The organism is Pseudomonas sp. Z5-35 (genome assembly GCF_051131945.1).
Lineage (GTDB): Bacteria > Pseudomonadota > Gammaproteobacteria > Pseudomonadales > Pseudomonadaceae > Aquipseudomonas > Aquipseudomonas marvdashtae.
Genome location: NZ_CP071640.1, coordinates 244,515 through 270,885, shown reverse-complemented (window position 1 = coordinate 270,885; position 26,371 = coordinate 244,515). Strand labels below are relative to the sequence as shown.

General features: G+C 61.6%; 25 protein-coding genes and 2 pseudogenes. 12 read left to right on the top strand and 15 right to left on the bottom strand.

All coding sequences use genetic code 11. The features are described 5' to 3' along the window. The first annotated feature begins 17 nt into the window (after window positions 1–17). From J3P95_RS01275 to ppx, 4 genes are all read left to right on the top strand, one after another. Complete coding sequence (locus tag J3P95_RS01275; RefSeq protein WP_434560065.1) at window positions 18–686, top strand: amino acid ABC transporter permease; 669 nt, start codon at window positions 18–20, stop codon at window positions 684–686. Next, a complete protein-coding gene (locus tag J3P95_RS01270) occupies window positions 683–1,333 on the top strand; it encodes an amino acid ABC transporter permease (protein ID WP_434560063.1) in 651 nt (216 codons plus the stop codon). Before J3P95_RS01275 ends, J3P95_RS01270 begins: the two co-directional genes overlap by 4 nt. After that, window positions 1,320–2,054, top strand: coding sequence for an amino acid ABC transporter ATP-binding protein (locus J3P95_RS01265; protein WP_434560061.1), 735 nt, complete (start codon window positions 1,320–1,322; stop codon window positions 2,052–2,054). The genes J3P95_RS01270 and J3P95_RS01265 overlap by 14 nt, the downstream gene beginning before the upstream one ends. 252 nt (window positions 2,055–2,306) lie before the next feature. Continuing rightward, a complete protein-coding gene (gene ppx / locus J3P95_RS01260) occupies window positions 2,307–3,809 on the top strand; it encodes an exopolyphosphatase (protein ID WP_434560059.1) in 1,503 nt (500 codons plus the stop codon). Between the two features lie 183 nt (window positions 3,810–3,992). On the opposite strand, the gene ppk1 is transcribed toward ppx, so the two are convergent. Next, complete coding sequence (gene ppk1, locus J3P95_RS01255; protein WP_434560057.1) at window positions 3,993–6,209, bottom strand: polyphosphate kinase 1; 2,217 nt, start codon at window positions 6,207–6,209, stop codon at window positions 3,993–3,995. 17 nt (window positions 6,210–6,226) lie between these two features. Then, window positions 6,227–7,240 carry a porphobilinogen synthase gene (gene hemB, locus J3P95_RS01250; RefSeq protein WP_434560055.1) on the bottom strand — a complete coding sequence of 338 codons (1,014 nt, stop codon included), beginning with the start codon at window positions 7,238–7,240 and terminating at the stop codon, window positions 6,227–6,229. Between the two features lie 204 nt (window positions 7,241–7,444). On the opposite strand from hemB, the gene J3P95_RS01245 reads away from it, so the two are divergent. Beyond that, entirely contained in the window at window positions 7,445–8,068 is a 624-nt protein-coding gene (locus J3P95_RS01245; protein WP_434560053.1) for a DedA family protein, read from the top strand. Window positions 8,069–8,131: 63 nt separating this feature from the next. Here the strand turns inward: J3P95_RS01245 and J3P95_RS01240 are convergent. After that, window positions 8,132–8,344: pseudogene (locus J3P95_RS01240) on the bottom strand (sterol desaturase family protein); the annotation flags it as partial. A 71-nt stretch (window positions 8,345–8,415) separates the two neighbouring features. On the opposite strand from J3P95_RS01240, the gene elbB reads away from it, so the two are divergent. Further along, a complete protein-coding gene (gene elbB, locus J3P95_RS01235; RefSeq protein WP_434560051.1) occupies window positions 8,416–9,084 on the top strand; it encodes an isoprenoid biosynthesis glyoxalase ElbB in 669 nt (222 codons plus the stop codon). Between the two features lie 24 nt (window positions 9,085–9,108). Here elbB and J3P95_RS01230 read toward each other — a convergent pair whose 3' ends face one another. Together J3P95_RS01230 and J3P95_RS01225 are read right to left on the bottom strand one after the other, a co-directional pair. Further along, entirely contained in the window at window positions 9,109–9,564 is a 456-nt protein-coding gene (locus J3P95_RS01230; RefSeq protein ID WP_434560049.1) for a YaiI/YqxD family protein, read from the bottom strand. Window positions 9,565–9,588: 24 nt separating this feature from the next. Next, window positions 9,589–11,487, bottom strand: a complete 1,899-nt coding sequence (locus tag J3P95_RS01225; protein ID WP_434579051.1) for an FTR1 family protein — start codon at window positions 11,485–11,487, stop codon at window positions 9,589–9,591. Between the two features lie 312 nt (window positions 11,488–11,799). On the opposite strand from J3P95_RS01225, the gene J3P95_RS01220 reads away from it, so the two are divergent. From J3P95_RS01220 to J3P95_RS01205, 4 genes are read left to right on the top strand one after another with little or no spacing between them, the layout of a single operon-like run. Then, complete coding sequence (locus tag J3P95_RS01220) at window positions 11,800–13,194, top strand: COG3014 family protein (RefSeq protein ID WP_434579052.1); 1,395 nt, start codon at window positions 11,800–11,802, stop codon at window positions 13,192–13,194. Between the two features lie 18 nt (window positions 13,195–13,212). Continuing rightward, entirely contained in the window at window positions 13,213–13,581 is a 369-nt protein-coding gene (locus J3P95_RS01215) for a DUF1425 domain-containing protein (protein ID WP_434579054.1), read from the top strand. 46 nt (window positions 13,582–13,627) lie between these two features. Next, the gene (lpoB, locus tag J3P95_RS01210) at window positions 13,628–14,215 is read left to right on the top strand and encodes a penicillin-binding protein activator LpoB (protein WP_186612758.1); all 588 of its coding nucleotides are present in this window, start codon (window positions 13,628–13,630) and stop codon (window positions 14,213–14,215) included. Window positions 14,216–14,218: 3 nt separating this feature from the next. Further along, window positions 14,219–14,962 (top strand): penicillin-binding protein activator LpoB, encoded by a 744-nt coding sequence (locus J3P95_RS01205; RefSeq protein ID WP_434579056.1) that lies wholly within the window; start codon window positions 14,219–14,221, stop codon window positions 14,960–14,962. Window positions 14,963–15,041: 79 nt separating this feature from the next. Here J3P95_RS01205 and rhtB read toward each other — a convergent pair whose 3' ends face one another. The 3 genes from rhtB to J3P95_RS01190 form a co-directional block, all read right to left on the bottom strand. Continuing rightward, entirely contained in the window at window positions 15,042–15,674 is a 633-nt protein-coding gene (gene rhtB / locus J3P95_RS01200) for a homoserine/homoserine lactone efflux protein (RefSeq protein ID WP_434579058.1), read from the bottom strand. Between the two features lie 93 nt (window positions 15,675–15,767). Further along, complete coding sequence (locus tag J3P95_RS01195; protein ID WP_434560037.1) at window positions 15,768–16,349, bottom strand: mechanosensitive ion channel domain-containing protein; 582 nt, start codon at window positions 16,347–16,349, stop codon at window positions 15,768–15,770. After that, window positions 16,349–18,259, bottom strand: coding sequence for an ATP-binding cassette domain-containing protein (locus tag J3P95_RS01190; RefSeq protein ID WP_434560035.1), 1,911 nt, complete (start codon window positions 18,257–18,259; stop codon window positions 16,349–16,351). The genes J3P95_RS01195 and J3P95_RS01190 overlap by 1 nt, the downstream gene beginning before the upstream one ends. A 50-nt stretch (window positions 18,260–18,309) precedes the next feature. On the opposite strand from J3P95_RS01190, the gene J3P95_RS01185 reads away from it, so the two are divergent. Continuing rightward, window positions 18,310–18,774 carry a TIGR02444 family protein gene (locus tag J3P95_RS01185; RefSeq protein ID WP_434579060.1) on the top strand — a complete coding sequence of 155 codons (465 nt, stop codon included), beginning with the start codon at window positions 18,310–18,312 and terminating at the stop codon, window positions 18,772–18,774. Here J3P95_RS01185 and J3P95_RS01180 read toward each other — a convergent pair. Continuing rightward, window positions 18,771–19,904: an AlgP family protein gene (locus tag J3P95_RS01180; RefSeq protein WP_434579062.1), complete on the bottom strand. Its 1,134-nt coding sequence runs from the start codon at window positions 19,902–19,904 to the stop codon at window positions 18,771–18,773. The two genes, J3P95_RS01185 and J3P95_RS01180, sit on opposite strands and share 4 nt — an antisense overlap. A 193-nt stretch (window positions 19,905–20,097) precedes the next feature. On the opposite strand from J3P95_RS01180, the gene J3P95_RS01175 reads away from it, so the two are divergent. Beyond that, window positions 20,098–20,763, top strand: coding sequence for an FKBP-type peptidyl-prolyl cis-trans isomerase (locus tag J3P95_RS01175; protein ID WP_434560029.1), 666 nt, complete (start codon window positions 20,098–20,100; stop codon window positions 20,761–20,763). 56 nt (window positions 20,764–20,819) lie between these two features. Here J3P95_RS01175 and rsd read toward each other — a convergent pair whose 3' ends face one another. The 6 genes and pseudogenes from rsd to hemC form a co-directional block, all read right to left on the bottom strand. Beyond that, window positions 20,820–21,278: a sigma D regulator gene (rsd, locus tag J3P95_RS01170; RefSeq protein ID WP_305497980.1), complete on the bottom strand. Its 459-nt coding sequence runs from the start codon at window positions 21,276–21,278 to the stop codon at window positions 20,820–20,822. A 175-nt stretch (window positions 21,279–21,453) separates the two neighbouring features. Continuing rightward, on the bottom strand, window positions 21,454–21,996 hold the full coding sequence (locus tag J3P95_RS01165) for a disulfide bond formation protein B (protein WP_434560027.1): 543 nt from the start codon (window positions 21,994–21,996) through the stop codon (window positions 21,454–21,456). A 231-nt stretch (window positions 21,997–22,227) separates the two neighbouring features. After that, window positions 22,228–23,475: a heme biosynthesis protein HemY gene (locus tag J3P95_RS01160; protein WP_434560025.1), complete on the bottom strand. Its 1,248-nt coding sequence runs from the start codon at window positions 23,473–23,475 to the stop codon at window positions 22,228–22,230. Continuing rightward, window positions 23,472–24,602, bottom strand: a complete 1,131-nt coding sequence (locus J3P95_RS01155) for a uroporphyrinogen-III C-methyltransferase (RefSeq protein WP_434581314.1) — start codon at window positions 24,600–24,602, stop codon at window positions 23,472–23,474. Before J3P95_RS01155 ends, J3P95_RS01160 begins: the two co-directional genes overlap by 4 nt. Before the next feature lie 36 nt (window positions 24,603–24,638). Next, window positions 24,639–25,385: pseudogene (locus J3P95_RS01150) on the bottom strand (uroporphyrinogen-III synthase); the annotation flags it as partial. After that, window positions 25,382–26,323: a hydroxymethylbilane synthase gene (gene hemC / locus J3P95_RS01145; protein WP_434560023.1), complete on the bottom strand. Its 942-nt coding sequence runs from the start codon at window positions 26,321–26,323 to the stop codon at window positions 25,382–25,384. The gene hemC and the pseudogene J3P95_RS01150, both read right to left, overlap by 4 nt. Window positions 26,324–26,371 lie beyond the last annotated feature (48 nt).

Sequence of the window (26,371 nt, the reverse complement as noted above, 5' to 3'; positions counted from 1 at the left end):
CGCTTGAGAGGCTGAGCATGGCTTATCAGTTCGATTTCCTGCCGGTGGTGCAAAACACCGAGCTGCTGTTGCGCGGCGCGCTGTTCACCCTGGAACTGACGGCCATCGGCACGTTGCTCGGGGTCGGCCTGGGCATCGTTGGCGCGGTAGTCCGGGCGTGGAATATCCGTCCGTTCGCGGCGATCTTTGGCGTGTACGTGGAGTTGATCCGCAACACGCCGTTCCTGGTCCAGTTGTTCTTTATCTTCTTCGGCTTGCCGTCCCTGGGCCTGCAGATTTCCGAATGGCAGGCCGCGGTGCTGGCGATGGTGATCAATCTTGGCGCGTATTCCACCGAGATCATCCGCGCCGGCATCCAGGCTATCCCGCGAGGGCAATTGGAAGCCGCTGCGGCCCTGGCGATGAGTCGCTTCGAAGCGTTTCGCCACGTGGTCCTGCTGCCGGCGCTGGGCAAGGTCTGGCCGGCGCTGAGCAGCCAGATCATCATCGTGATGCTTGGCTCGGCGGTCTGTTCGCAAATCGCCACCGAAGAGCTGAGCTTTGCCGCTAACTTCATTCAGTCGCGCAACTTCCGCGCGTTCGAAACCTATGCGCTGACGACACTGATCTACTTGTGCATGGCGCTGTTGATCCGTCAGTTCCTCAATTGGATCGGGCGTCGCTACATCGCCAGGAGCAGCCAATGAGCGATTTCACCTTCTGGGACGTGGTGCGCAACCTGCTCACGGGCCTGCAATGGACCTTGGCGCTGTCGCTGGTGGCGTTTATCGGCGGTGGCGTGATCGGGTTGCTGGTCATGGTGCTGCGCATCTCCAAAAGCGCCCTGCCCCGCAATATCGCCCGCACCTACATCGAGTTGTTCCAGGGCACGCCGTTGCTGATGCAATTGTTCCTGGTGTTCTTTGGCGTGGCCCTGGCCGGGGTGGAGATTTCGCCGTGGACGGCGGCGGCCATCGCCTTGACGCTGTTTACCAGCGCCTACCTGGCAGAGATCTGGCGCGGGTGTGTCGACTCGATTTCCAACGGTCAATGGGAAGCCTCGGCGAGCCTGGCCCTCAACCCACTGGAGCAGTTGCGCTACGTGATCCTGCCCCAGGCCCTGCGCATCGCCGTGGCGCCGACCGTGGGCTTTTCCGTGCAGGTGGTCAAGGGCACGGCAGTGACGTCGATCATCGGCTTTACCGAGCTGACCAAGACCGGCGGCATGCTCGCCAACGCCACCTTCGAACCGTTCATGGTCTATGGCCTGGTCGCCCTCGGTTACTTCCTGCTCTGCTACCCCTTGTCCCTCAGTGCGCGCTACCTGGAAAGGAGACTGCATGCCTCTGCTTAGAATTACCGCCCTGCATAAATACTATGGCGATCATCACGTACTCAAAGGCATCGACCTGAGCGTCGAGGAAGGCCAGGTGGTGGCGATCATCGGCCGCAGTGGCTCGGGAAAATCCACTTTGCTGCGCACCCTCAATGGCCTGGAGTCGATCAACGACGGTGTGATCGAAGTCGATGGCGAATACCTCGATGCCGCCCGCGCCGATTTACGCAGCCTGCGTCAGAAAGTCGGGATGGTGTTCCAACAGTTCAACCTGTTCCCGCACCTGACGGTCGGCGAGAACGTCATGCTGGCGCCGCAGGTTGTGCAAAAAGTGCCCAAGGCCAAGGCGGCCGAGCTGGCGCGGCAGATGCTGGAACGGGTCGGGCTCGGCGAGAAATTCGATGCATTCCCCGACCGCTTGTCCGGAGGCCAACAGCAACGGGTCGCGATTGCCCGCGCGCTGGCGATGTCGCCGAAAGTGCTGCTGTGCGATGAAATCACCTCGGCCCTGGACCCGGAGCTGGTCAATGAAGTGCTCAGCGTGGTGCGGCAATTGGCGAAGGAAGGCATGACGCTGATCATGGTCACCCATGAAATGCGCTTTGCCCGGGAAGTGGGCGACAAGCTGGTGTTCATGCACCAGGGCAAGGTGCATGAGGTGGGCGATCCCAAGGTGCTGTTCGCCGTCCCGCAGACGGCGGAGTTGGCGAACTTCATCGGCATGGTCGAGCCTGCCTGACGGTCAGTGAAAGCGCTTGTGGCGAGGGAGCTTGCTCCCGCTCGACTGCATAGCAGTCGCAGGATCTGCCTACCGATTCCTGCTGTTCCGGGTTGATTGCTTTGGGGCTGCTGCGCAGCCCAGCGGGAGCAAGCTCCCTCGCCACAAAGACATCCTGCAGGCTGCTCTGGCTCAAGGGTTTGGTTCAGGCGCGTTGGCGTAAGCGGTCGATCGTGGCAGGATGGCGAGGTTATCGACCGAGACTTTTTGACCATGCCGCCATCCCAAGCCAAGAATCTGTCCCTGATCGCTGCCATTGACCTGGGCTCCAACAGCTTCCACATGGTCGTCGCCAAGGCCCAGAACGGGGAAATCCGCATTCTTGAGCGACTCGGCGAGAAGGTTCAGCTGGCCGCAGGTATCGATGAAGAGCGCAAGCTCAGCGAAGAATCGATGCAGCGCGGGCTCGATTGCCTGAAACGTTTTGCCCAGTTGATCAACGGCATGCCCCTGGGTGCCGTGCGGATCGTGGGCACCAATGCCCTGCGCGAGGCGCGCAACCGGGGCGAGTTCATCCGCCGCGCCGAAGAGATCCTCGGCCATCCGGTGGAAGTCATTTCCGGCCGCGAAGAAGCCCGCCTGATCTACCTTGGCGTCTCCCACACCCTGGCCGACACCCCGGGCAAGCGCCTGGTGGCGGACATCGGCGGCGGCAGTACCGAGTTCATCATCGGCCAGCGCTTCGAGCCGCTGCTGCGTGAAAGCCTGCAGATGGGCTGCGTCAGCTACACCCAGCGTTATTTCCGCGACGGCAAGATCACCCCGGCCCGCTACGCCCAGGCCTACACGGCGGCGCGCCTGGAAATCATGAGCATCGAGCATGCGCTGCACCGCCTCACCTGGGACGAAGCCATCGGCTCCTCAGGAACCATCCGGGCCATCGGCCTGGCGCTCAAGGCCGGCGGCCATGGCACTGGCGAAGTCAACGCCGAGGGCCTGGGCTGGCTCAAGCGCAAGGTGTTCAAGCTCGGTGAAGCGGACAAGATCGATTTCGAAGGCATCAAGCCCGACCGCCGGGCGATTTTCCCGGCGGGCCTGGCGATTCTCGAGGCGATCTTTGACGCCCTCGAACTGCAACGCATGGACCACTGCGAGGGCGCCCTGCGCGAAGGCGTGCTGTACGACCTGCTGGGGCGTCATCATCACGAAGACGTGCGCGAACGTACCCTGGGCTCGCTCATGGAGCGTTATCACGTCGACCAGGAGCAGGCGGCGCGGGTCGAGCGCAAGGCGCTGCATGCCTTCGACCAGGTGGCCGATGACTGGGACTTGAACGACGGGGTCTGGCGCGAGTTGCTGGGTTGGGCCGCCAAGGTCCATGAGGTGGGCCTCGATATCGCCCATTATCACTACCACAAGCACGGCGCCTACCTGATCGAGCACTCGGACTTGGCGGGTTTCTCCCGGGAAGACCAGCAGATGCTCGCGCTATTGGTCCGCGGCCACCGGCGCAACATTCCCAAGGATAAATTTGCCGAGTTCGGCGATGACGGCATCAAGCTGATTCGCCTGTGCGTGTTGCTGCGCTTCGCAATCCTGTTCCACCACATCCGCGGCACCCAGGAAATGCCCCAAGTGGTCCTGCGGGCTGATGGCGATGAACTGGACGTGCTGTTTCCTGAAGGCTGGCTGGAAGAGAACCAACTGACCCAGGCCGACTTTGCCCAGGAAGCGGAATGGCTGACTCGGGTCGGGATCATGCTGAATATTCATTGAGTCCGGCGACAACACCCACCCTTGTGGCGAGGGAGCTTGCTCCCGCTCGGCTGCGCAGCAGTCGCAGGATCTGTCTGAAATGGAATTTCCCCTGACACACCGAGCTGAATGGCTTCAGGGCTGCTTCGCAGCCCAGCGGGAGCAAGCTCCCTCGCCACAAAAGCCAAGCTCGTCTCCGGACGTTTAACGAACAGCCAACACCGGGCTGCTCAGGCGATCCAGCAAGGTCGCCTGGGCGCTGCGCGGGTTCTGGTTGCCGGTCGGCGTGTTGCGGATGTAGCGGCCGTCCGACTGCAGGCTCCAGCTGTGGGTATTGTCGGTGAGGTAGCTTTCCAACTCTTTCTTGACCCGCAGGATCAGCTTCTTGCCTTCCACCGGGAAGCAGGTCTCGACACGCTTGTCGAGGTTGCGCTCCATCCAGTCGGCGCTGGACAGGAACATCTGCTCCTCGCCGCCGTTGAGGAAGTAGAACACCCGCGTGTGCTCCAGGAACCGCCCGATGATCGAGCGCACGTGGATGTTGTGGGAGACCCCTGGGATGCCTGGCCGCAGGCAGCACATGCCGCGCACCACCAAATCGATACGCACGCCCGACTGGCTGGCCTTGTACAACGCACGGATGATCTTCGGATCGGTCAGCGAGTTGAACTTGGCGATGATGTGCGCCGGCTTGCCGTCCAGGGCGAACTGCGTCTCCCGGGCGATCATGTCGAGCATGCCCTTTTTCAGGGTGAACGGGGCATGCAGCAACTTCTTCATGCGCAGCGTCTTGCCCATGCCGATCAACTGGCTGAACAACTTGCCGACGTCTTCGCACAAGGCGTCGTCGGAGGTCAGCAGGCTGTAGTCGGTGTACAGGCGGGCGTTGGCGGCGTGGTAGTTGCCGGTGCCCAAGTGGGCGTAACGCACGATCTCACCGGCTTCACGGCGCAAGATGAGCATCATCTTGGCGTGGGTCTTGTAGCCGACCACGCCGTAGATGACCACCGCACCGGCCGCTTGCAGACGGCTGGCCAGCTGCAGATTGGATTCCTCATCGAAGCGCGCCCGCAATTCGATCACCGCCGTGACTTCCTTGCCGTTTCGCGCCGCGTCCACCAGGGCATCGACGATTTCCGAATTGGCGCCGCTGCGATACAGCGTCTGGCGCACCGCTAGGACGTGCGGGTCCTTGGCGGCCTGGCGCAGCAGGTCGACCACCGGCGTGAACGACTCGAACGGGTGCAGCAGCAGGATGTCCTGCTTGCTGATCACGCTGAAAATATTCTCGCTGTTTTGCAGCAGTTTCGGGATCTGCGGCGTGAACGGCAAGTATTGCAGTTCCGGATGGCTGTCCAGGCCAGTGATGCTGAACAGTCGGGTCAGGTTGACCGGGCCGTTGACCTGGTACAGCTCGGTCTCATGCAGGTTGAACTGCTTGAGCAGGTAGTCGGACAGGTGTTTTGGACAGGTGTCGGCCACTTCAAGGCGCACCGCATCACCGTAGCGACGGGAGAACAACTCGCCGCGCAAGGCGCGGGCCAGGTCTTCGACGTCCTCGGTGTCCACCGACAGGTCGGCGTTTCGGGTCAGGCGGAACTGATAGCAACCCTTGACCTTCATGCCCTGGAACAGGTCATCGGCATGGGCATGGATCATCGACGACAGGAACACATAGTTGTCGCCTGGGCCGCCGACGTCTTCCGGCACACGGATGATTCGCGGCAGCAGGCGCGGCGCTGGAATGATCGCCAGGCCGGAATCGCGACCGAAGGCGTCGATGCCTTCCAGTTCGACGATGAAGTTCAGGCTCTTGTTGACCAGCAACGGGAACGGGTGCGTCGGGTCGAGACCGATCGGGGTGATGATCGGCGCGATCTCGTCGCGGAAATAACGGCGCACCCAAGTCTTGATCTTGGTATTCCAGTTGCGGCGACGGATGAAGCGCACCTGATGCTTTTCCAGCTCCGGCAACAGGATGTCATTGAGGATCGCGTACTGGCGGTCCACGTGACCGTGGACCAGTTCGCTGATACGCGCCAAGGCCTGGTGCGGTTGCAGGCCGTCGGCGCCGGCCTGTTCACGGGCGAAGGTGATCTGCTTCTTCAGGCCGGCGACGCGAATTTCGAAGAACTCGTCCAGGTTGCTGGAAAAAATCAGCAGGAACTTCAGCCGCTCCAGCAACGGATAGGACTCATCCAGCGCCTGTTCCAGCACACGGATGTTGAATTGCAGTTGCGACAGCTCGCGATGGATGTACAGGCTGCTGTCATCCAGGTTCGGGATGGCAATCGCCGGAGCCGGGGCCGGCTCGGTGACGGCCGGGGGAGCGGGCTCCAGCTCCGGCGGGGTCTCGACGACTTGCTCGACCACGGGTTGAGCGTCTTTTACGGCGACTTCAGAAAGTCCTTCGGTATTCATCGCAAGTTCCTGGGAGGCTATTTCTGCTCTCGTAACAATTGGGCGGCGCGCACGGCGAAGTAGGTCAGGATGCCATCAGCACCCGCACGTTTGAAAGCGGTCAGGGACTCGAGAATCACCCCTTCGCTCAACCAGCCGTTCTGGATCGCGGCCATGTGCATCGCATACTCACCGCTGACCTGATAAACAAAGGTCGGCACTTTGAATTCTTCTTTGACCCGGCAAAGAATGTCGAGGTAAGGCATGCCCGGCTTGACCATGACCATGTCTGCCCCTTCTGACAAGTCGGCAGCTACTTCGTGCAGGGCTTCATGGGCATTGGCCGGGTCCATCTGATAAGAGGCCTTGTTGGCCTTGCCCAGGTTCAGGGCCGAGCCGACCGCGTCGCGGAACGGGCCGTAATAAGCGCTGGCGTACTTGGCCGAATAGGCCATGATGCGCACGTTAACGTGGCCTGCGATTTCAAGGGCCTCGCGGATCGCCTGGATGCGCCCGTCCATCATGTCCGACGGCGCCACCACCTGGGCACCCGCCTCGGCGTGGGACAGCGCCTGCCTGACCAGTGCATCGACGGTAATGTCGTTCTGCACGTAGCCTTCTTCATCGAGGATACCGTCTTGCCCGTGGGTGGTGAACGGGTCCAATGCCACGTCGGTGATCACCCCCAGTTCCGGGAAGCGCTCGCGCAGGGCACGGGTCGCACGCTGGGCAATGCCCTCCGGGTTCCAGGCTTCGGCGGCGTCCAGCGACTTGAGGTCTGGCGGCGTGACCGGAAACAGCGCCAGCGCCGGAATGCCCAGCTCGACCCAGTGGGCGGCTTCTTCGAGCAGCAGGTCGATGGTCAGGCGTTCAACCCCAGGCATCGACGCCACCGCTTCGCGACGGTTCTCACCGTCCAGCACGAATACCGGCAGGATCAGGTCATCGGTGGTCAGCACGTTTTCACGCACCAGCCGACGAGAAAACTCATCACGGCGGTTGCGACGCAGCCGGGTGGCGGGGAACAGACGATTGGCGGGGGTAAAGCTCACGGCAGACTCCTGGGCCCGCAAACGGGCGAGCGTGACAGTTATATGCGGACATTATGACGAACGTATGACAGTTGTGCTAAGGCGCGACCGGTAGTCGCAGGCATTGTCTTCTGTAGGAAATGTTCACGTCGAGACACATCTCGATACTTTCCTGAATGTGCCTGAAGGGTTAGGCTGCGCGTTCATTTCGCCAGCACCCAGACAATGCTCCAACAATTTCTGCATGACTTCGGCTACTTGGCCTTGTTTATCGGCACGTTCTTCGAAGGCGAAACCATCCTCGTGCTCGCAGGTTTCCTGGCGTTCCGTGGCTACATGGACATCAACCTGGTAGTGGTCGTGGCGTTTTGCGGCAGCTACGCGGGCGATCAGCTGTGGTATTTCCTGGGGCGCAAGCATGGGCGCAAGCTCCTGGCCCGCAAGCCACGCTGGCAACTGATGGGTGATCGCGCGCTGGAGCACATTCGCAAGCATCCGGACATCTGGGTCCTGAGCTTTCGCTTTGTCTATGGTTTGCGCACGGTGATGCCGGTGGCGATCGGCCTTTCGGGCTATCCGCCGGGCCGCTACCTGCTGCTTAACGGCATTGGCGCGGCAATCTGGGCGACAGCGCTGGCCGCCGCTGCCTATCACTTCGGCGCGGTGCTCGAAGGCATGCTGGGCAGCATCAAGAAATACGAGCTGTGGGTTTTGGGTGCCTTGCTGTTGCTGGGCTTGGGCTTGTGGCTGCGTCGACGCATCAAGAATGCGCGACTGGCCAAGAAAGTCCTTGAGGCCGAGCGCCTCGAACAAGCCAAGGCCGGCGAACCTACGACGCCAACCGAGTAAGCCGGCTGCGGCAGCCGTACAGCTTCATGTCCACGGGCGATTCTCCTGGGCTACAACATCACCGCGTCCCTTATCAAGTCCTTGATAAGCCACCGCCGCATCGGCCCATAACTGCGCATTGAACTGCAGGTGTGCCCAGAGTGGGTTACAGCCCGCCAGCGGCGTGGTCACGCCAAAAATCACCGGCTCGCAATCGTCTTCTTCCTGAAAGACACCGAACAGACGGCCCCAAATAATGAACACACCGCCGTAGTTGCGATCCATGTAGAGAGGGTCGGCCAGATCCCCCTATGGCAACGAGTGGCAAATTAGTGGACATTTAACGCCATGTATCTGGAGAAAAGCCCATGAGCAAAAAAGTTGCAGTGATCCTTTCCGGCTGTGGCGTGTATGACGGCGCAGAGATCCACGAAAGCGTGATTACCCTGCTGCGCCTGGACCAGCGTGGCGCTCAGGTCCAGTGCTTCGCGCCCAACATTGCCCAACTGCACGTGATCAATCACCTGACCGGCGAAGAGATGCCCGAGAGCCGCAACGTCTTGGTAGAGTCGGCGCGTATCGCCCGGGGCAACGTGAAAGACCTGCGCGAAGCCAGGGTCGAGGATTTTGATGCGCTGATCGTGCCCGGTGGCTTCGGCTCGGCAAAGAACCTGTCCAATTTCGCCATCGAAGGCGCCGGATGCAGCGTCCAACCAGAAGTCCTGGCACTGACCGAGGCCTTTGCCGAGGCCGGGAAGCCAGTGGGGCTGATCTGCATTTCACCGGCCCTGGCGGCAAAGATCTATGGCCCGGGAGTGACCTGCACCATCGGCACGGATGCCGACACAGCTGCGGCCGTGACCAAGATGGGCGGGACGCATGAAGAATGCCTGGTCACCGACATCGTTGAAGACACCGCCCGCAAACTGGTCAGCACGCCCGCCTACATGTTGGCGCAGAACATCAGCGAAGCTGCTTCAGGCATCAACAAGCTGGTGGACCGGGTGTTGGAACTGACGCACGAAAACGACGCCTGACACCATCCGACCTGGCGGGAAGGCTCAGGACAAGCGGGCCAAACGCGTCAGTATCCGGTCCAGCGCATTGGCAAACCCCTGCTTGTCCCGTTCGCTGTAAGCCGCCGGGCCGCCGGCCATATGCCCCTGTTCACGCAGATCGGTGAACAGGTTGCGCACCGCCAGGCGGTCACCCATGTTCTGCGCGTCGAACTCCTTGCCGCGGGGATCCAGGGCAGCGACGCCCTTCTTCACGAGACGGTCGGCCAACGGCACGTCGCTGCAAATCACCAGTTCACCCGGCACGGCATGCTCCACCAGATAGTCGTCCGCCGCGTCAGGACCGCTGGGCACCACGATCAGCTTCACCAGGGCCAGGCCCGGCTTGGTCTGCGGTTGCCCGGCGACCAGCAGCACCTCGAACTGGCGCTTCAAGGCGAACTTGACCACCAGCTCCTTCGCCGCCTTCGGGCAGGCATCGGCGTCGATCCATACACGCATTGCGTTGTTTCCTCATGTTGATGTTCAGGAAACCTGAACTCGACGCTTCTGCGCCACCCAGCTACGCCCGTACAACACAACGATGGCCGTCATCGCCACAGCCTGGGCCGCGAGTGAATACGCATCGGCATGGATGCCCAGCCAATCGAAGTCGAAAAAGGCCACCGGGTGGGTGCCGAAGATCCCGGCTTCCTGCAAGGCCTTCACCCCATGCCCGGCGAATACCACCGACAACGCACATAGCAGCGCAGCGTTGATGCTGAAGAACAGCGCCAGCGGCAATTTCGCCGAACCTCGCAAAATCACCCAGGCCAACCCTACCAGCAGGACCAGCGCCGTCGCGCCGCCCGCCAGCACGGCGTCATGCCCGGCAGGACCGGCCTGCAGCCATAGGGTTTCGTAAAACAGGATCACTTCGAACAGCTCCCGATAGACCGAGAAGAACGCCAGGATGGCAAAGCCGAAACGACCACCGCCGCCCACCAGGCTGCTCTTGATGTAGTCCTGCCAGGCCGCTGCGTGGCGTCGGTCGTGCATCCACACCCCCAACCACAGCACCATCACGCTGGCGAACAACGCCGTCGCACCTTCAAGCAGCTCCCGCTGCGCGCCGCTGACGTCGATCACATACGCAGCCAGGCCCCAGGTCGCCAAGCCGGCAAGCAATGCCAACCCCCAACCGACGTTGACGCTGCGAACCGCCGATTGCTGCCCGGTGTTGCGCAGGAACGCCAGGATAGCCGCCAGCACCAGAATCGCTTCGAGGCCTTCACGCAGCAAGATCAGCAAGCCGGAGATGTAGCTCAGCGACCAGCTCAATCCATCACCGCCCAACAGGCCGGCGGACTCCTTCAACTTGGCCTTGGCAACGTCCAGACGCTGCTCGGCCTGCTCGACTGGCAAGCCATCCTGCAGTGATTGACGGAAGGCCATCAAGGTCTTTTCGGTGTCTTTACGCACGTTGGCGTCGACGTTATCGAGGGAGCTTTCCACCAGCTCGAAGCCTTCCAAGTACGCCGCTACCGATAAGTCGTACGCCTGGTCACGATCACCGGCACGATACGCCGCGATGCTTTTGTCCAAAGTCGCGGCGGTGTAGTCGAGCAACTGCGCCGGACCGCGCTGCACTTGTGGTGGCTGGGCCCGCTGGGCGCGGAAAGTTGCGGCCGACGCAGGGCCCTGGGCGGCCAGGATTTCCGCCGGGGTCTGGCGGGCGAGGTCGGCGAGGTTGTACGGCTGTTCACTCTTGGCCGCCGCCGGGTCGGCGCTGAAGCTGGCAATGTAGGTCGCCAGGTCCCAACGCTGACGGTCATCGAGCTGGTCAGCGAAGGCCGGCATGTCCGTGCCTTCGACGCCCATGCCCAATGTGTTGTAGATCGCATAGAGGCTCAGCCGATCCAGGCGTTGGCCGTCACGCAGGTTCGCGGGTGGCGGCTCCAGGCCGACGCCGGCAGGACCGTCGCCGGCGCCAGTGTCCCCGTGGCAGACCGAGCAATGCTGGGCGTACAGCGGCGCACCGCGGGTCGGATCCGGGGTGATGATCGGCGCCTGGCTGACTTCGTACGCCACGGCCAGCTGTGCGCCCAACTGCCGCGCCAGGCGGGAAACGTCACCACCGTCCTGGCGCTCGGTAATCGCCTTGTGCAAAGAATTGATGCCTTGACTCAACTCGGCCTTTTCCGGTTTGGCCGGCAGTGCGCCGACCAGCCCCTCCAGCGCCCCGGTAAATTCAAGTTGCTCACGGTATTCAGCCTCGTCGACGACCTTTCCGGCCTCGACAGTTGCCGGGTAATCCGCCCCGATGTAATCCAACAAATGCAGGGCCTGGGGCGCACCTTCAATAGGGTCAGCCAGCAAGCTGGCACTGCATAGCGCAAGCAAGGGCAACGCCAGCCAGGCCAGGAAACGAAACGGGGCAGTCATGAATGACTCTCGATTGGAAATAAGAAGTAACACATTGTTCACTTCCAATGCCCTTGGCTCAAGTGCCGATGCGCTTTCGGCGCACATTTTCATCGGATGTTCATGCTTTGGAGATGACATCACAAAAACATCATTTAGCGATTAAAAAGCCACTATCTAACTAAAACCCCTGTTTATAATGCGCGGCCCTCTTATAGACAGACGGCATAAACGCTCCTCTGGTCTTGAGGAACCGACGGCACCCCGGTGCCTGTCCGTGGATCGTCCCAGCCCGACCCGCACACCCGGCTGATACTCAGGGAAGAAGTGTTCATGGCATCCCGTGCCCTTTTTTCGGTCGCCCTTGGCGCGATCACTTTGCTGTCCGGCTGTTCTGCCTTTCGCAATTACGACAGCGAGTTGGCCCAGACCAATCAGCAACTGGCCTCCGGCAACGTCGACGCGGCGTTGACCCTGCTGGAAAAGAACAATTCCGGCCAGGACAAAGACCTGCTGTATTTCTTCGAAAAAGGCGAGCTGCTGCGCGCCAAGGGCGACCTCTCCGGCAGCCAGACCGCCTGGGGCAGCGCCGACCAGCAAGTCGGGCAGTGGGAAGACGCCGTCAAGCTCGATACCGCCAAGTACCTGGCGCAGTTCGGCAGCTTCCTGGTCAACGACAAAGTCCGGCGCTACGAGGGCTACGACTATGAAAAAGTCATGCTCACCACGCAGATGGCCTTGAACTTGCTGGCCGTGAACGATTTCGACGGCGCCCGGACGCAGATCAAGAAGACCCACGAGCGCGAAGCCGTGATCGCCGACTTGCGCGACAAGGAATACCTCAAGCGCGAGGAGGACGCCGAGAAGCAAGGAGTCACGACCGAATACAAGGACCTGCGAGGTTATCCGGTGGCGAGCCTGGACGCCCCGGAAGTGGTGAGCCTGAAAAACAGTTATCAGAGCGCGTTCAGCCATTACCTGGCCGGTTTCGTCTACGAAGCCCTGGGTGAAAAAGATCTGGCCGCCCCGGGTTATCGCAAAGCCGCCGAACTGCGCCCCAACACACCGCTGCTGGAGCAGGCGCTGCTCAACCTCGACAAGCCTGCCGCCAAGGACGACGACAGCGACATCCTGGTCGTGGTGCAGAGCGGCCTGGCACCGTCCCGGGATTCAATCCGCGTCCCGCTGCCCTTGCCCATCAGCGGCAATCTGGTCATCACGCCATTGTCGTTCCCGCTGATCAAGCCAGACACGTCCACCGCTACCTTTACCCAGATCGGCATCGACGGCCGTCAGCTGGACCTGACCCAGCTCAACAGCACCACGGCCATGTCCCGCCGCGCCCTGCGCGATGACATGCCAGGGATCATCCTGCGCACTTCCGTGCGGGCGATTACCCGTGGCGTGGCGCAAAAACAGATCAACGAAACCAATCCCCTGGCCGGCCTGGCCGTGGGCATCACCTCGGCCGTGCTCGAAGGCGCCGACACCCGGACCTGGCGCACCCTGCCGGATTACACCCAGGTGGTGCGCCTGCGCCTGAAAAAAGGCGAACACCAGGTCACCCTGCCCAGCGCGGTAGGCGGCTCGGTGGTCAAGGTCAAGATCGACCAGCGTTACCAAGTCATCAGCCTGCGGGCGGTGGGCAATCAGGTCTTCGCCGGCGGCCTCGCGGCCCAGGTGATCCCGAGCGCCAACCCGACCGCCATCGCTCTCAAGCAACCTTAAGAACGGAGTCTTGTTCACATGCGTTTAAAACTGATCGCCGTCGGCGTCCTGGCCTTGCTGGCCGGTTGCGCCACCCCGCCGCCGGAACCCGGCAGCGCCGCCAGCAAGGTCGTGGCGATGGGCAAGACCAAGAATATCGTGGTCGGCGCCATGCGCGTCGCCCGGGAAAACGGCTACATGACCGTCAACGTGCAGTTGAGCAATACCAGTTTCAACAACAAGACGATGTATTACCGCTTTGCCTGGCTGGGGCCGGAAGGTTTTCCGATCGCGGAAGAGGAAAGCTGGAAAACCCTGACGCTGTATGGCGAACAGACGCGCTTCCTGCCGGCCATTGCGCCAACATCCAAGGCGGTGGACTTCCGTTTGGAAATCAACACCCCGTAAGGCTGGCCGGACAAAAACCTTTTTGCAGTTATTTGAGAGCACCCACATGTTTGTACGCATTTCATCCCTTGCCCTCGTCGCCCTGCTCGTCAGCGGCTGCGCCAACAATTCACCGGTCCTGGGCAACAAGAACATCAGCTATGGCGACACCAAGGCCGTGGAAACCGTCACCAACGAGTTCGGCTCCACCGACCTGCAAATGATCGCCGAATCCATGACCCGCTCCCTCGCCCAATCGGGCGTCTTGCAGGGCCGTCCGGTGGTCCAGGTCTATGACGTGAAGAACAAGACCAGCGAATACATCGATACCCGCGAAATCACCACCAGCATCAAGACCCAACTGATGAAGACCGGCGCGGCACGCTTTGCCAGCGACAACAACGCCATGGACAGCCAGGTTGACCAGCTCAAGCTGCAAAACCAGAGTGGCCTGTACAAAAAGAGCACCGTGGCCAAGACCGGCAACATGATCGCAGCCAAATATCGCATCGAGGGTTCCATCAGCTCGATCGTCAAGCGCAGCGAAGACTACAAGGACGTCTTCTACAAATTCAGCCTGCAATTGATCGACGTTGAAAGCGGTCTGGCCGAATGGATGGACGAGAAAGAAATCCGCAAGACGACGGAGCGCTAACCCATGCGCACATGGATCGGCATTATGGCCCTGGCTTGCGCGTTCAGCGCGCAGGCGGCCCCAAGAGTCGCAGTGACTGACCTGGCGTATCAGGAACGCGTGGAGGAATACATCCATACGGTTTCGGCCCAGAGCAATTTCCAGGCGAACCCCTACAGCGCCAGCGCTTCGTCAAGCTACAGCGAGATGGAGGCCACCAGCAGCTATATCGAGCAAGGTGAACTGCGCAAGTTTACCGGTGACATCAAGGGTGAAATCCTGCGCAGCGGGATGTTCCAGCTGGTGCAGGGCACGCCGTATACGGCATCGTCCAAGGGCGACGTCTACGACGTGATCAAGCGAATCAAGGCGGGAAATTTCAAGGGCGCCGACTACGTGCTGTTCGGCACCGTGTCGGACATCGATTTCACCCGCGACATCAACGAACTGGGCACTGCAGACAGTTACTCGGCTGTGCTTGCGCTGACGCTGGTGGCCGATTTCAGCCTGATCAATACCAAGACCTTTGAAATCACCTCGGCGTTTACCGCCATGGGCGAAGGCCAGGACACCAAGCTGTTGAACCATCGGGACGTGCGCATAAGCCTCAATCGTCCGCGGGTGGTACGTGAGGTGTCCAAGGCCCTGGGAGAAGACGTGGCGCGGCAGATGAGCGAGCAGCTCGGCGGCCCGAGCCATGAACGGGCTGGGGAACCGGTGCAGCGTAATAACCTGCCGAGGGATACGGCGCCGGTGATCCTGCGCTGAATCGCATTGCCAGCTAACTGCTTTTTCGTGGCGAGGGAGCTTGCTCCCTCGCCACAAAAGCTCACCTTCGCCGCAGTAGCTACACCGAAGCCCTGCGAATCGTCGCCAGCAAACCCGCCGCGCCGATGAACAGCCCGGCAAAGGTTCGGTTCATCCGCCGTTGCTGTTTCGGCGTGCGCAACAGGCGCAGGACCTTGGACGCCAGTCCGGTGTACCCGGCCATGACGATGAGGTCGACGCAGATCATGGTCAGGCCCAGGATCAGGTATTGCTTGATCAAGGGTGCGTGGGGATCGATGAACTGCGGCAGCACCGCAAGCATGAACACCAAGGCCTTGGGGTTGCTGATGTTGACCAGGAAGCCTCGAAACACCAGCGCCAGCGGCTTGCCGATGGGTCGCACGGCCGCGTCGTCGCTGAGGTCAGCGGGAATGGCCCGCCACTGCTTGACACCCAGATAGACCAAGTACGCGACGCCAAACCATTTGATCGCATAGAACGCGGTGGCGGACGCGGTGAGGATCGCGCCAACACCCGCCGCGACGATCACGATTTGCAGCGCCAGGCCCAACTGCAAGCCCAGGGCGTTCCAATATCCGCGCCAAAAGCCGTATTGCAGGCCGCTGGACATCGATGCAATCGCACCCGCGCCCGGCGAAAGGCTGATAACCCAACATGCGGCGAAGAACGCCAGCCACGTTTCCAGCAACATCGCACACCTCGGCTCAGACTCGTCGAAACGAATAAGCTAATGCGCCGCCGTGCGGATCACCACCGTTTTTTTCCGAAACCAGGGGGAATCGGTCTACTCGACAAAACCGCCGACCGGGAAGGCCTCGCTGCCACGCCAGCGTCGGACCGAACGCTGGAAGAACAGACTATTGGGCACTTGCACCATGGAACTACCGGTACCCAGTTCTTCGGGTTCGATCAGCGTGGTGTAGAGCAGGTTGATGGCCACGACCCGCCCCTTGATGCCGGGTTTGTCGGTGGCCTCTACCAGCTCGACCACGTCACCGAGGCGGAACGGCCCGACGGTGTAGATCAGAATGGCGCACAGCAGGTTCGACAGCACGCTCCAGATCGCGAAGAACGCCACCGCCGCCACCGCGACGAACCCCGACAACGCGGTCCACAGCACGGTGGCAGACACGCCCAGGCGCTCCAGGGCCACCAGCACCGCGCTGCCCATGATCAGCCAGCGCAGCACGCCACGCAGGATGATCACCAACTGGGTCGGCAATGGGTAGCGTTCGCCAAGGCCCGTCAGCGCGCGCGCCACGAAACGTTGGGCAACATAACCCGACAACAGGATCAGCAGGATTTGCACGCCGAGCCAGATCGGCTCGATCCACATGACGGGTATGGGCAAGGACAACGCTTCCATCAGGACAACGCCTCCAACTCCGCTTGCAGGTTTTCGAGCAATTCCAGGGCTAGCATCCACGCCTCCTCAAGTTCCGCTTCCTTGACCTTCAGCCTGGCCTGTTCAGCCAGCAGATCACGCAGCTCATCCTTGCGTGCCGCCTCGTAGAGACCACTGTCGCCAAGGCTGGTTTCGATTTTCTGCAGTTTCTCATGCAGCTTGCCCAACTCGGCTTCGAGCTTGTCGGCCTCGCGCTTGTGCGGCGCCAATTGCTGACGCAACGCCGCGGCGGCCTGGCGCTGGGCTTTCTTGTCGGTCTTGTCCGGGTTCACCGGCGTGCTGCTGACGGGTGCGTTGCGCTGGCGATATTCCACCAGCCAGCGCGCATAGTCTTCGAGGTCGCCATCGAACTCTTCGACTTTGCCGTCGGCCACCAGGAAAAAGTTGTCCGTGGTGCTCTTGAGCAAGTGCCGATCGTGGGACACCACCAGCACCGCCCCGCTGAATTCCTGCAAGGCCATGGTCAAGGCCAGGCGCATTTCCAGGTCCAGGTGGTTGGTCGGTTCGTCGAGCAACAACAGGTTCGGCCGGTCCCAAGCGATCAGCGCCAGCGCCAGTCGAGCCTTTTCGCCACCGGAAAAATTCAGCACCGGCTCGTCGATCCGTGCACCGCGGAAGTCAAAACCGCCAAGGAAATCCCTCAGCGTCTGCTCGCGCTCGGTCGGCGCCAGGCGTTGCAGATGCAGCAACGGACTGGCCTTGGCATCCAGGGAATCCAATTGATGCTGGGCGAAATAGCCGACCACGGTGTTTTCACCCCGCGTCAGGCGTCCGGCCAACGGCTGCAGCTCACCGGAAAGGTTCTTGATCAGGGTCGACTTGCCGGCACCGTTGGGCCCCAGCAGACCGATTCGCGCACCGGGGGTCAATTGCAACTTGACCTTCTCCAGAACGGTTTTATCGCCATAGCCCAATCGCGCGTCGGACAGATCGATCAGCGGACTGGATATCTTGGACGATTCGCGGAAGACAAAATCGAACGGCGAATCGACATGGGCCGCCGACAGCTCTTCCATCCGCTCCAGTGCCTTGATCCGGCTCTGGGCCTGGCGGGCCTTGGTGGCCTGGGCCTTGAAGCGAGCGATGTAGCTTTCCATGTGCGCACGCTGCGCCTGCTGCTTCTCGTACGCCTGCTGCTGTTGCGCCAGGCGCTCGGCGCGGGCACGCTCGAAGGCGCTATAACCGCCGCGGTACAAGGTGATCTTGCGCTGGTCGACGTGCGCGACGTGATCCACCACGGCGTCGAGGAAGTCGCGGTCGTGGGAAATCAGCAGCAGCGTGCCGGGATAGTTCTTGAGCCAGTCCTCAAGCCAAATGATCGCGTCGAGGTCGAGGTGGTTGGTGGGCTCGTCGAGCAACAGCAGGTCCGACGGGCACATCAAGGCTTGCGCCAGGTTCAGGCGCATCCGCCAGCCACCGGAGAAATCGCCGACCTGGCGATCCATCTGCTCGTTGGTAAAACCCAGCCCGGCCAGCAATTTGCGTGCGCGGGCATCGGCGGTGTAGCCGTCGGCGCTATCGAGCTCGGAGTGCAGGCGAGCCTGGGCGGCGCCATCATGGGCCGCTTCGGCGGCCTCAAGGTCGCGCTGAACCTGACGCAGACGCAAGTCGCCGTCGAGCACATAATCCACCGCCAGGCGTTCGAGCGTATCGACCTCCTGGCGCATATGGGCAATGCGCCAATCGGCCGGCAGGAAGCAATCACCGGAATCGGGGTGCAACTCGCCGCGCAACAAAGCGAACAGGCTTGATTTGCCGGCGCCGTTGGCACCGATGAGGCCGGCTTTGTGGCCGGCGTGCAGGGTCAGCTCGGCGTCTTCTAGCAGACGTTGCGGGCCACGCTGTAAAGTCAGGTTCTGAAGTCGAATCATAATGGCGGCGGAGTCTACCAGCTTCGCTCGCAACTGGCGCGAGTAGCACGATGTCCTCTGATCTATGGAGCTTTGCGGTCAACCTTTATGCCAAGCCTGGCGTGGAGCCTGCGTGCCTGGCGCTACAGGCGTGTGGCGCGAACGTCTGCCTGGTGCTTTGTGGGCTGTGGCTGGAACGACGCGGTGTGATGTGCAACGAACAACGACTGCAACAGCTTTGGCAGCTGGCCGAGCCTTGGGACGCAGCGGTCGTACAACCGTTGCGCACGTTGCGTACCCGATGGAAAGAGCACGCCCTCCGGAACACAGGGCTGAGTGATCTTCGCGAACAGGTCAAGAGGCTGGAACTGGAAGCCGAACGGCAATTGCTCGAACGATTGGAGGCAGCGGCCCAAAGCTGGCCAGAAGGACAACAGCAAGATGCAGCGCAATGGCTGCCAAGGCTGGCGGCGAGCGCCGACCTACCCAACCACGACGCGCTGCATCAGCTGCGCGTCGCGGTATCGCGTGCTTAAGAAGCGCTAGGTGGCGTGGTGCTCGATGCCGTGGTGACGCTTGGATTCAGCGCCGGTGCTGGCGTGCTCGCCGCAGGAGCGGATGTCGCTGCTGGCGTGGTTGCTGGAGCCGCAGGCTTGGCGGCTGGAGCAGTCGCCGGTTTTGCCGCAGCGGGCTTCTTCACGGCAGGCTTGGCAGCAGGTTTTGCAGCGGCCGGCTTGGTCGCGGCGGGTTTAGCGGCAGGCTTGGCCGCAGCAGGCTTGGCCGCAGCTTTGGCAGCAGCTGGCTTGGCCGTTGGCTTCGCAACTGGCTTGGCCGCGGCGGGTTTTGCAGCAGCAGTCTTGGCTGCCGCAGGCCTGGTTGCCGGTTTGCCAGCGGCAGGTTTCGTGGCTGCTTTGGCAGCAGGTTTGGCAGCAGCAGTTTTCGTCGCGGCGGGTTTGGCGGTGACGGTCTTAGCGGCAGGCTTGGCAACCGGCTTGGTGGTCGCTTTTGCAGCAGGCTTGGCAGCAGCGGGTTTGGCGGCCGCGGTTTTTGCAGCAGGCTTGGCGGCAACCTTGGTGGAGGCGGTTTTCGCGACAGGTTTCACAGCGCTGGCGGCAGCGGTTTTTTTCGCGGCGGGTTTGGCCGCTGGCTTGCCAGGCGCTTTTGCCCCAGCCTTGACGGCTGGCTTGGCAACCACCTTGGCCGCGGGTTTTGCCGCGACAGGTTTAGCGGCCGGTTTCTTGGCCGATACAGCGGCAGGCTTGGCAGCACGAAGACTCAGCGCCTTGCTCGCAGCTTCCTGGACGCGACCGACACCTTGGGCCAACTTCAGGCTTTCCTGGGCATCACGTTTGAGTTGGAGGATGTACGCACGGGTTTCGGATTGACGATCCTTCAAGGCATCGAGCAAGTTTTCGAGTTCTTTCACGCCGTCCTTGGCCTTGGCTTGTGCCTTGGCCTTGCCGGCGGTTGCCGCGTCTTGCAGCTTGGTGCGCGACTTGTGCAGTTTTTCCTGCGCCTTGCCGCGTTGCTTTTCCAGTTTGGCGAGCAGTTTTTCAGCATCAGCCAGGGCTTGGGAGCAGGCATTTTCCAAATGCTCGAGCAAGCTGCCCGACAGTTGTTGGAGCAAGTGCAACGGAGTATTTACAGGCTTCTTGGTGGCCGACATGGTTTACCTCCTGACTGACGTGAGTGCGGCTCATACTAGACCTCTGCTTGAACCGCCGCTAGGGCATGTTGACACTACTCATGGCGTTGCGTTGCACGAGACGAAAAATCTTCTGCGTCGTCGCCTGGGCAACTCGCTTTTATTGATATCGGCACTGGCATAATCCCTCGAATCGAGGCCGGAGAAAGAACACATGTCGCGTCACCTTTTTTTACTCCTTTGCATGGTTTGCTCCATGGCTCAGGCCGCCGAAAAAACCAACGCAAACGATGCCCGCGACCTGGCCTACAGTCTCGGCGCAAGCCTGGGCGAACGCCTGCGCCAAGACGTGCCCGACCTACAGATACAGGCTCTGGTCGAAGGTCTGCAACAAGCCTACCTCGGCAAGCCATTGGCCCTGGAGGATGAACGCATCGAACGAATCCTGGCCGAACACCAGGCGCAACTGACGGCGCAGTCGGCAACACCGCAAGAAGCAATGGCGCTGAAGACGGAGCAGAAATTTCTCAGCGAGGAAAAAAACCGGCCAGGCGTCCAGCAACTGCCGGACGGCATTCTGCTGACCGAACTCAAGTCAGGCAGCGGCGCGAAAGCCGGACCCCACGGCAAGGTCCAGGTGCGGTATGTCGGTAAATTGCCGGACGGCACCGTATTTGATTCCAACCATCAGCCGCAGTGGTTCAACCTTGACAGCGTGATTGATGGCTGGCGCAGCGCACTGCCGCAGATGCCGGTGGGCGCGAAGTGGCGCTTGGTGATTCCCTCGACCCTGGCCTATGGCGCCGAAGGTGCAGGAGACGTGATTCCTCCATTCACGCCGCTGGTGTTTGAAATCGAATTGCTCGGCGCGACGACCTGAAGCCTTGAACGAAAAACGGCGCGCAATGCGCACCGTTTCCTGTTACTGCAAGCCCCTCAAGCCTGGGCGGTAGCCTCTTCCTTGTGGGCGTTGTGCAGCACCTCGATCAGGCAATCCTCCAGCTCGAAACGCTCATGCAACAAACCGCCCAGTTCCTTGAATTTTTCCGCTACGCATTTGCCTTCATCGCAGAGGTCATTGAAGGCCAGCAGCTTCTCGGTAATGACGTCGATGCGCGGATAAATCGTATCGGCCAGTTCCAGGCCACGCTTGTCATTGAAGGCCTTCGCCTCGCCCGTCAGCTGTTCGTAGATCTCGAAATGACCGGCCGACACATAGTCCACCAGCACACCGCAAAACTCCTGCAAAGGCTTGCGACTTTCACTCAGTGCTTCAGGCTTGTCGCCAAGAGCATCATAGGCTCGAACCAGTTCGTGACGCTCCTGCAACCAGCGGTCGATCAGCAGATGCACCCCACCCCAGCGTTCCTGAGCATTCTGACAACTTTCGAGCATGGTGATTTCTTCCCTTCTGAGTCATCCCCTCGCAGTCTGAAACACGCCTGTATAACCAGGGGCAAGCCAGACACAACATGATCGAGTGGCATGATTCCAATGATACGTGCGGGCCAGATTATGCCCGCACGACAGCTGCTTCAAGGTACGCAGGAGATAAAGTTCATACAAGTGTTTAATCCAGCGCCCGGACCAACTGCGACGTCTTGCCACTAAAGGGCCGTAGCAGGGCATTCCAGGCCAGGCGCAACAGCAGGTAGGTCATCGAAACAGATACGGCGAGAAAAAACAGCAGGCTCCATTCGGGGACGCTCAGATCGAACAGCGTCCAAGTGATGTTCGTGCAATCGGACGCGCCATTGGCAACGTGACGCATGGCGTGCCACCAGGAATCTGCCCCTCTCAGGTGGGTAATGCAGTCAGGCCAAAGCTCATCAGAACCGGTCTGCACCAGAACATTGCGCCACGCCAGGGCCAGCCCTGCCGACGCGAAAATCACCGCCGTTGCTGCATAAACCATGCAGCCCCTTCGGCCTGGGCCATGTACGCATGCACCCAGGCAATTCATCAGGAACAGCATCAGGCATAACCGTTGCAGAATGCACAAGCTGCACGGGGAAAGGCCGACCGCGTATTCCAGATAACTGGCGACGCCCAAAGCCAAGGCTGCTGCGATGGAAGCCATGAAAAACAAGAAGCGTGAGCTGGCCAAAGACATGGCGGTTCCGTAACAGGAGAGACAAGCTGTTACGGTAGAGGAAAGCCCTCTGGCCTTTCAAGGCAGGCTGTTGCGGAGAGTTCGCCAGGAGTGGATGGAATTCCCGACAGACATCATGGGACTTAGCGTCATCAGCCGTAGGACTTTGCTGAAGGCACGCCGGGAGCCCCTAAATCGGACGAAATTCAACGCTTCCCCGCTACAGTGCCTTCGCCACAAACAACATCCGTCTCAAGTGGCCAGGACTTGGGACGAAACCGGCAAGGGCGCCGCCAGCAAGCGCTCATCCAGCAATCCCAAGCCCTCCTGGAACAACTGATTACTGCGCTCGGCGTCCCCCAGCTGTGCCAGCAACCGGGCCAGCTCCGCACACGCCTCGGGATTGCGCTGGGCCCGCAGGCTGCTTTCGAGATAATCCCTGGCCTTGCCCCATAAACTGTTTTGCAGGCACAGGCGCCCCAACGTCAGGAGCAGGCTCGGATCATTCGGATGGTCCTTGAGCCAACCCTCGGCCGCTTGAAGTTGCCGGATCGGATCACCGCCACGAACCAATCCGTACAAACGTGCCAGGTGGCTGTCGTAATGGCGCTTGAGCGCGGCCCGCAAAACCTCTTCGGCTTCCACTTGGGCCCCCAGTTGCCGAAGTTGCTCGGCGTAGGCCAATACCAGTGCCGGCTCCTGGCGCTGGGCGGAGGTCAGCTGTTGCCAGGCGCGGCTGAGCGATTGCAGGCCGACACTGCCGTCGGCTTCGCGTTGAGCCGCCAGGGTGAGGTTCTCGCCCCAGGCCCGACGCTCCAGTTCCGCCAGTTCGGCCGCTGGCAGGACTTTGTCCTTGCGCAACTCCGGCAGCAGCCGGATCACCGCCGACCAATCCCCGCGTTGCTGGTGCAGTCGCTGGAGTTGGCGCAAGGTCTGGGCATTATGGGGATGACGTTCATGCATGGCTTGCAGCGTGCCCAGCGCACCGTCGGTGTCGCCCCGATCCGTCTGCAGTTGCGCATGCGTCAACGCAATGGCCAGCTCAGCCTGGGGCTGGCGCTCCAGGGCACGCTCCAGCAGACTGTCGCTTTGCTCGTAGAGGCCTTGCTCATTGGCCGCACGGGCGGCACCGAGGTAATACAGCAGGGGTTGGCGCTCGGCTTCGGCGGCACGATGCAAATGTCGCTGGGCGCTGGCCCAGCGCCCTTCGGCCAAATCCAACTGGCCGTGTTCGATCGCCACTTGCACGCGACGGCTGCGATTGCGTCGCGACCACGGGTTGACCACGCCACTGGAAGTAGTCACCAGCCCGATCAACGCACTCGCGCCCCGCCACACCAGCCAGAGCACCGCGACCAACGCCAGGGTGACCCAGAGTCCGGCTTCGTAACGGAAATTCTTGTACGCCACCAGCACGTAACCCGAATGCTCGGCAATCGCCATGCCGAGCACGGCGGCAACGGCAATGACGACGAACAGAATCACGTAGAGGCGTTTCATGGCGTGGTCTCCTGCTCGCCCGCCTTGGGCATCGGCTTGACCGATTCCTCGGCATTCACATTGCGGCGCTCAAGATAGGCCTGGACGGCGCTCAGGGTGCCGGTCAGGTCCGGCGTGACCACCGTCACCGGCGACTTGCTCAGTTCAACGACTCGCTCAAGCATGACTTTGCTCTGCGGGTTGTCCTGATTGAAATTGTTCTTGAGCACGTCACGAGCTTCGGCCAGCGCCTGGGTATACACCGCTGCCTGGCCGTTGAGGGCGGCCCATTGCGCCTGCTCCAGCGCCAGGCTCAAGGCCAGGCGCACCTGCATCAGGCTCTGCCCGGCCAGGAGCGGGCGGACGTTTTCGTCGGCATTGAAATCGATGCGGATGTAACGCGAGAGTCGGTCCCACCACTGCGCCCACCGGCTGGCGCCATCGCCATCGGCGGTCAGGCCCAACAGGGATTCACCGCGATCCTTGTATTCGGGAGCCAGCTCCGAAAGCTTCAGCACCTGGTCACGCAGGGCGCCCAGTTGCAAGAACAAGCCGGTGCGATCCGGTTGTTCGGTACTGCGCAGCGCTGCAAGGGTCTTGGCCAACTGCTCGCGAGCGGCGAACGAGCCCGGGTCGTTCTGTTCGCGCAGGATTTCGTCCGCGCCCTGGACCAGCGCCTGAGCGCTGCTGATGTCTTGCAGCGCTGAAAGACGCAGGCTGGCCAGGCGCAACAGATGTTCGGCCTCGGCCAGGCGCCAATCCTTGCGACTGGCACCCAACACGGTTTCCAGGCGCTGATTGAGGCGTTGCTGATCGCCTTGCAACTGGGCGACCTGGCGCCGCCGCTCTTCCAGCTCTTGAGCCGGCGGCAGTTGCTCCAGGCGCTCGTTCAGGCGTTGATCATTGAGCTTCAGGCTCTGAGCCTGGTCATTGAGCGCCTGGACCTGGGCGGATTGTTGTTGGGTATTGGCCTGCAAGTGACGCACTTGCCAGATGCCCCAACCACCCACGGCTACGCCAGCGGCGCCCAACAACAACGCGACAATTGCCAGGCCGTTGCCGCGACGCGGCGCCGTGGGGGCCGGCGTTTCAATCGGCGCTTCGATCGCTGGCTGGTCTTGATCTTTTGGCAAGGCTGTTTCGCTCACGTATCCATCCTTTGCATTAGAAAACGGCACGGATTGTTCCCGTAAAGCCGCCAGCAAAGCCGCGGCGCTGGCGCCACGGCAATCCACAACTGTCCGGGCCCCGGCGGCACGCGCCAACTCGGCGACCCTGGGGCTTGGAACAAACAACGGTAGCCGCGCCAGGGCGGGCCACGCTTGACCGGCAAGCCGGTGCAGATGCTCGAAGCTCTGCCCACTGCTGACCACCAGCGCGTTCAGGCGTTCCGCTTCGACCTTCGCCGGCAACTCACCTTCGTGGTAATGCGGCAGGCCGCGCCGGTACAGTTCCAGGTAATCGACACTAGCACCTTGCTCGCGCAAGCGCTCCGCCAGCAAGCCGCGCCCGCCTTCACCACGCACGATCAAGACACGGGCCTCGGGCCGTTCGATAGCCTCCCGCAATGCTGCGAGTTCAAGCAAGGCTTCGCTGTCATCGCCGTCATCAGGATAAAAAACGCTCAGGCCGGCGTCGGCAAGAATTCGCCCGGTCGCGGCCCCTACGCTGAACCATGGCAGCTGCGGCGGATGCGACCCGTGTTGGCGCAACAGTTCCACGCACAGACGCGCGGCGGGTTTGCTGACTACAATCACCGCACAATACTGATCCAGCGCCTTGAGCATGGCGAGCCCGGACTCGGACACGGGAACCGGCTCGATATCCAATAACGGCAAGCTGCTGCTATAGACCCCCGCTTGCGCCAACACAGCCGCCAAGGCCGAAGACTCGTCCGCCGGCCGGGTGAGCAGCAGCCGCCACCCCTTCACGCGTGACCTGCCTCGCCGTAGACCTTCTTGAGGATGTCGTCGGCGCCCTGGCTCAACAGGTCTTCGGCGACCCGCACACCCAACGCTTCGGCGTCGCGGCGCGGCGCCCGTGCTTCGGCGCTGAGCAGTTGGTCACCGTTCGGATCGCCCACCAGGCCGCGCAACCAGACCTGCTCTCCTTCAAGCACGGCGTAGCAGGCAATCGGTACCTGGCAACCGCCGTTCAGATGCTTATTCAGCGCTCGCTCAGCGAAGACTCGCACCGCGGTGTCTTCATGGTGCAGCGGCGCCAGCAGGGCGTGAATTGCGCTGTCCGCGCTGCGGCACTCGATACCCACCGCACCCTGTCCACCGGCGGGCAGGCTGTCATCGACGCTGATGGCTGAGGTGATGCGGTCCTCGAAGCCCAGGCGTATCAAGCCTGCGGCGGCCAAGATGATGGCGTCATACTCGCCGGCATCGAGCTTGGCCAGGCGCGTGTTGACGTTGCCTCGCAGGAAACGGATCTGCAGGTCGGGACGACGGCTCAGCAATTGCGCCTGGCGACGCAGGCTGGACGTGCCCACCACGCTCCCGGCAGGTAGCGCTTCCAGGCTGGGAAATGTATTTGAGACGAACGCATCGCGCGGATCTTCCCGCTCGCAAATACAGAAAAGGCCCAGGCTTTCAGGGAAGTCCATGGGCACATCTTTCATGGAATGCACGGCAATGTCGGCCTCGTTGTCCAACAAGGCGGTCTCAAGCTCCTTGACGAACAGGCCCTTGCCACCGATTTTCGACAGCGGCGAGTCCAGCAGCTTGTCGCCGCGACTGACCATGGGCACCAGCGTCACGGTCAGGCCCGGATGGGCGCTCTCGAGGCGGGCTTTGACGTATTCGGCCTGCCAGAGGGCGAGGGCACTTTTACGGGTGGCGATGCGGATCTCGCGAGAGGACATGGATCAATCCGTACTTAAAAGATACGGCAGATAATAACAGCTCAACCA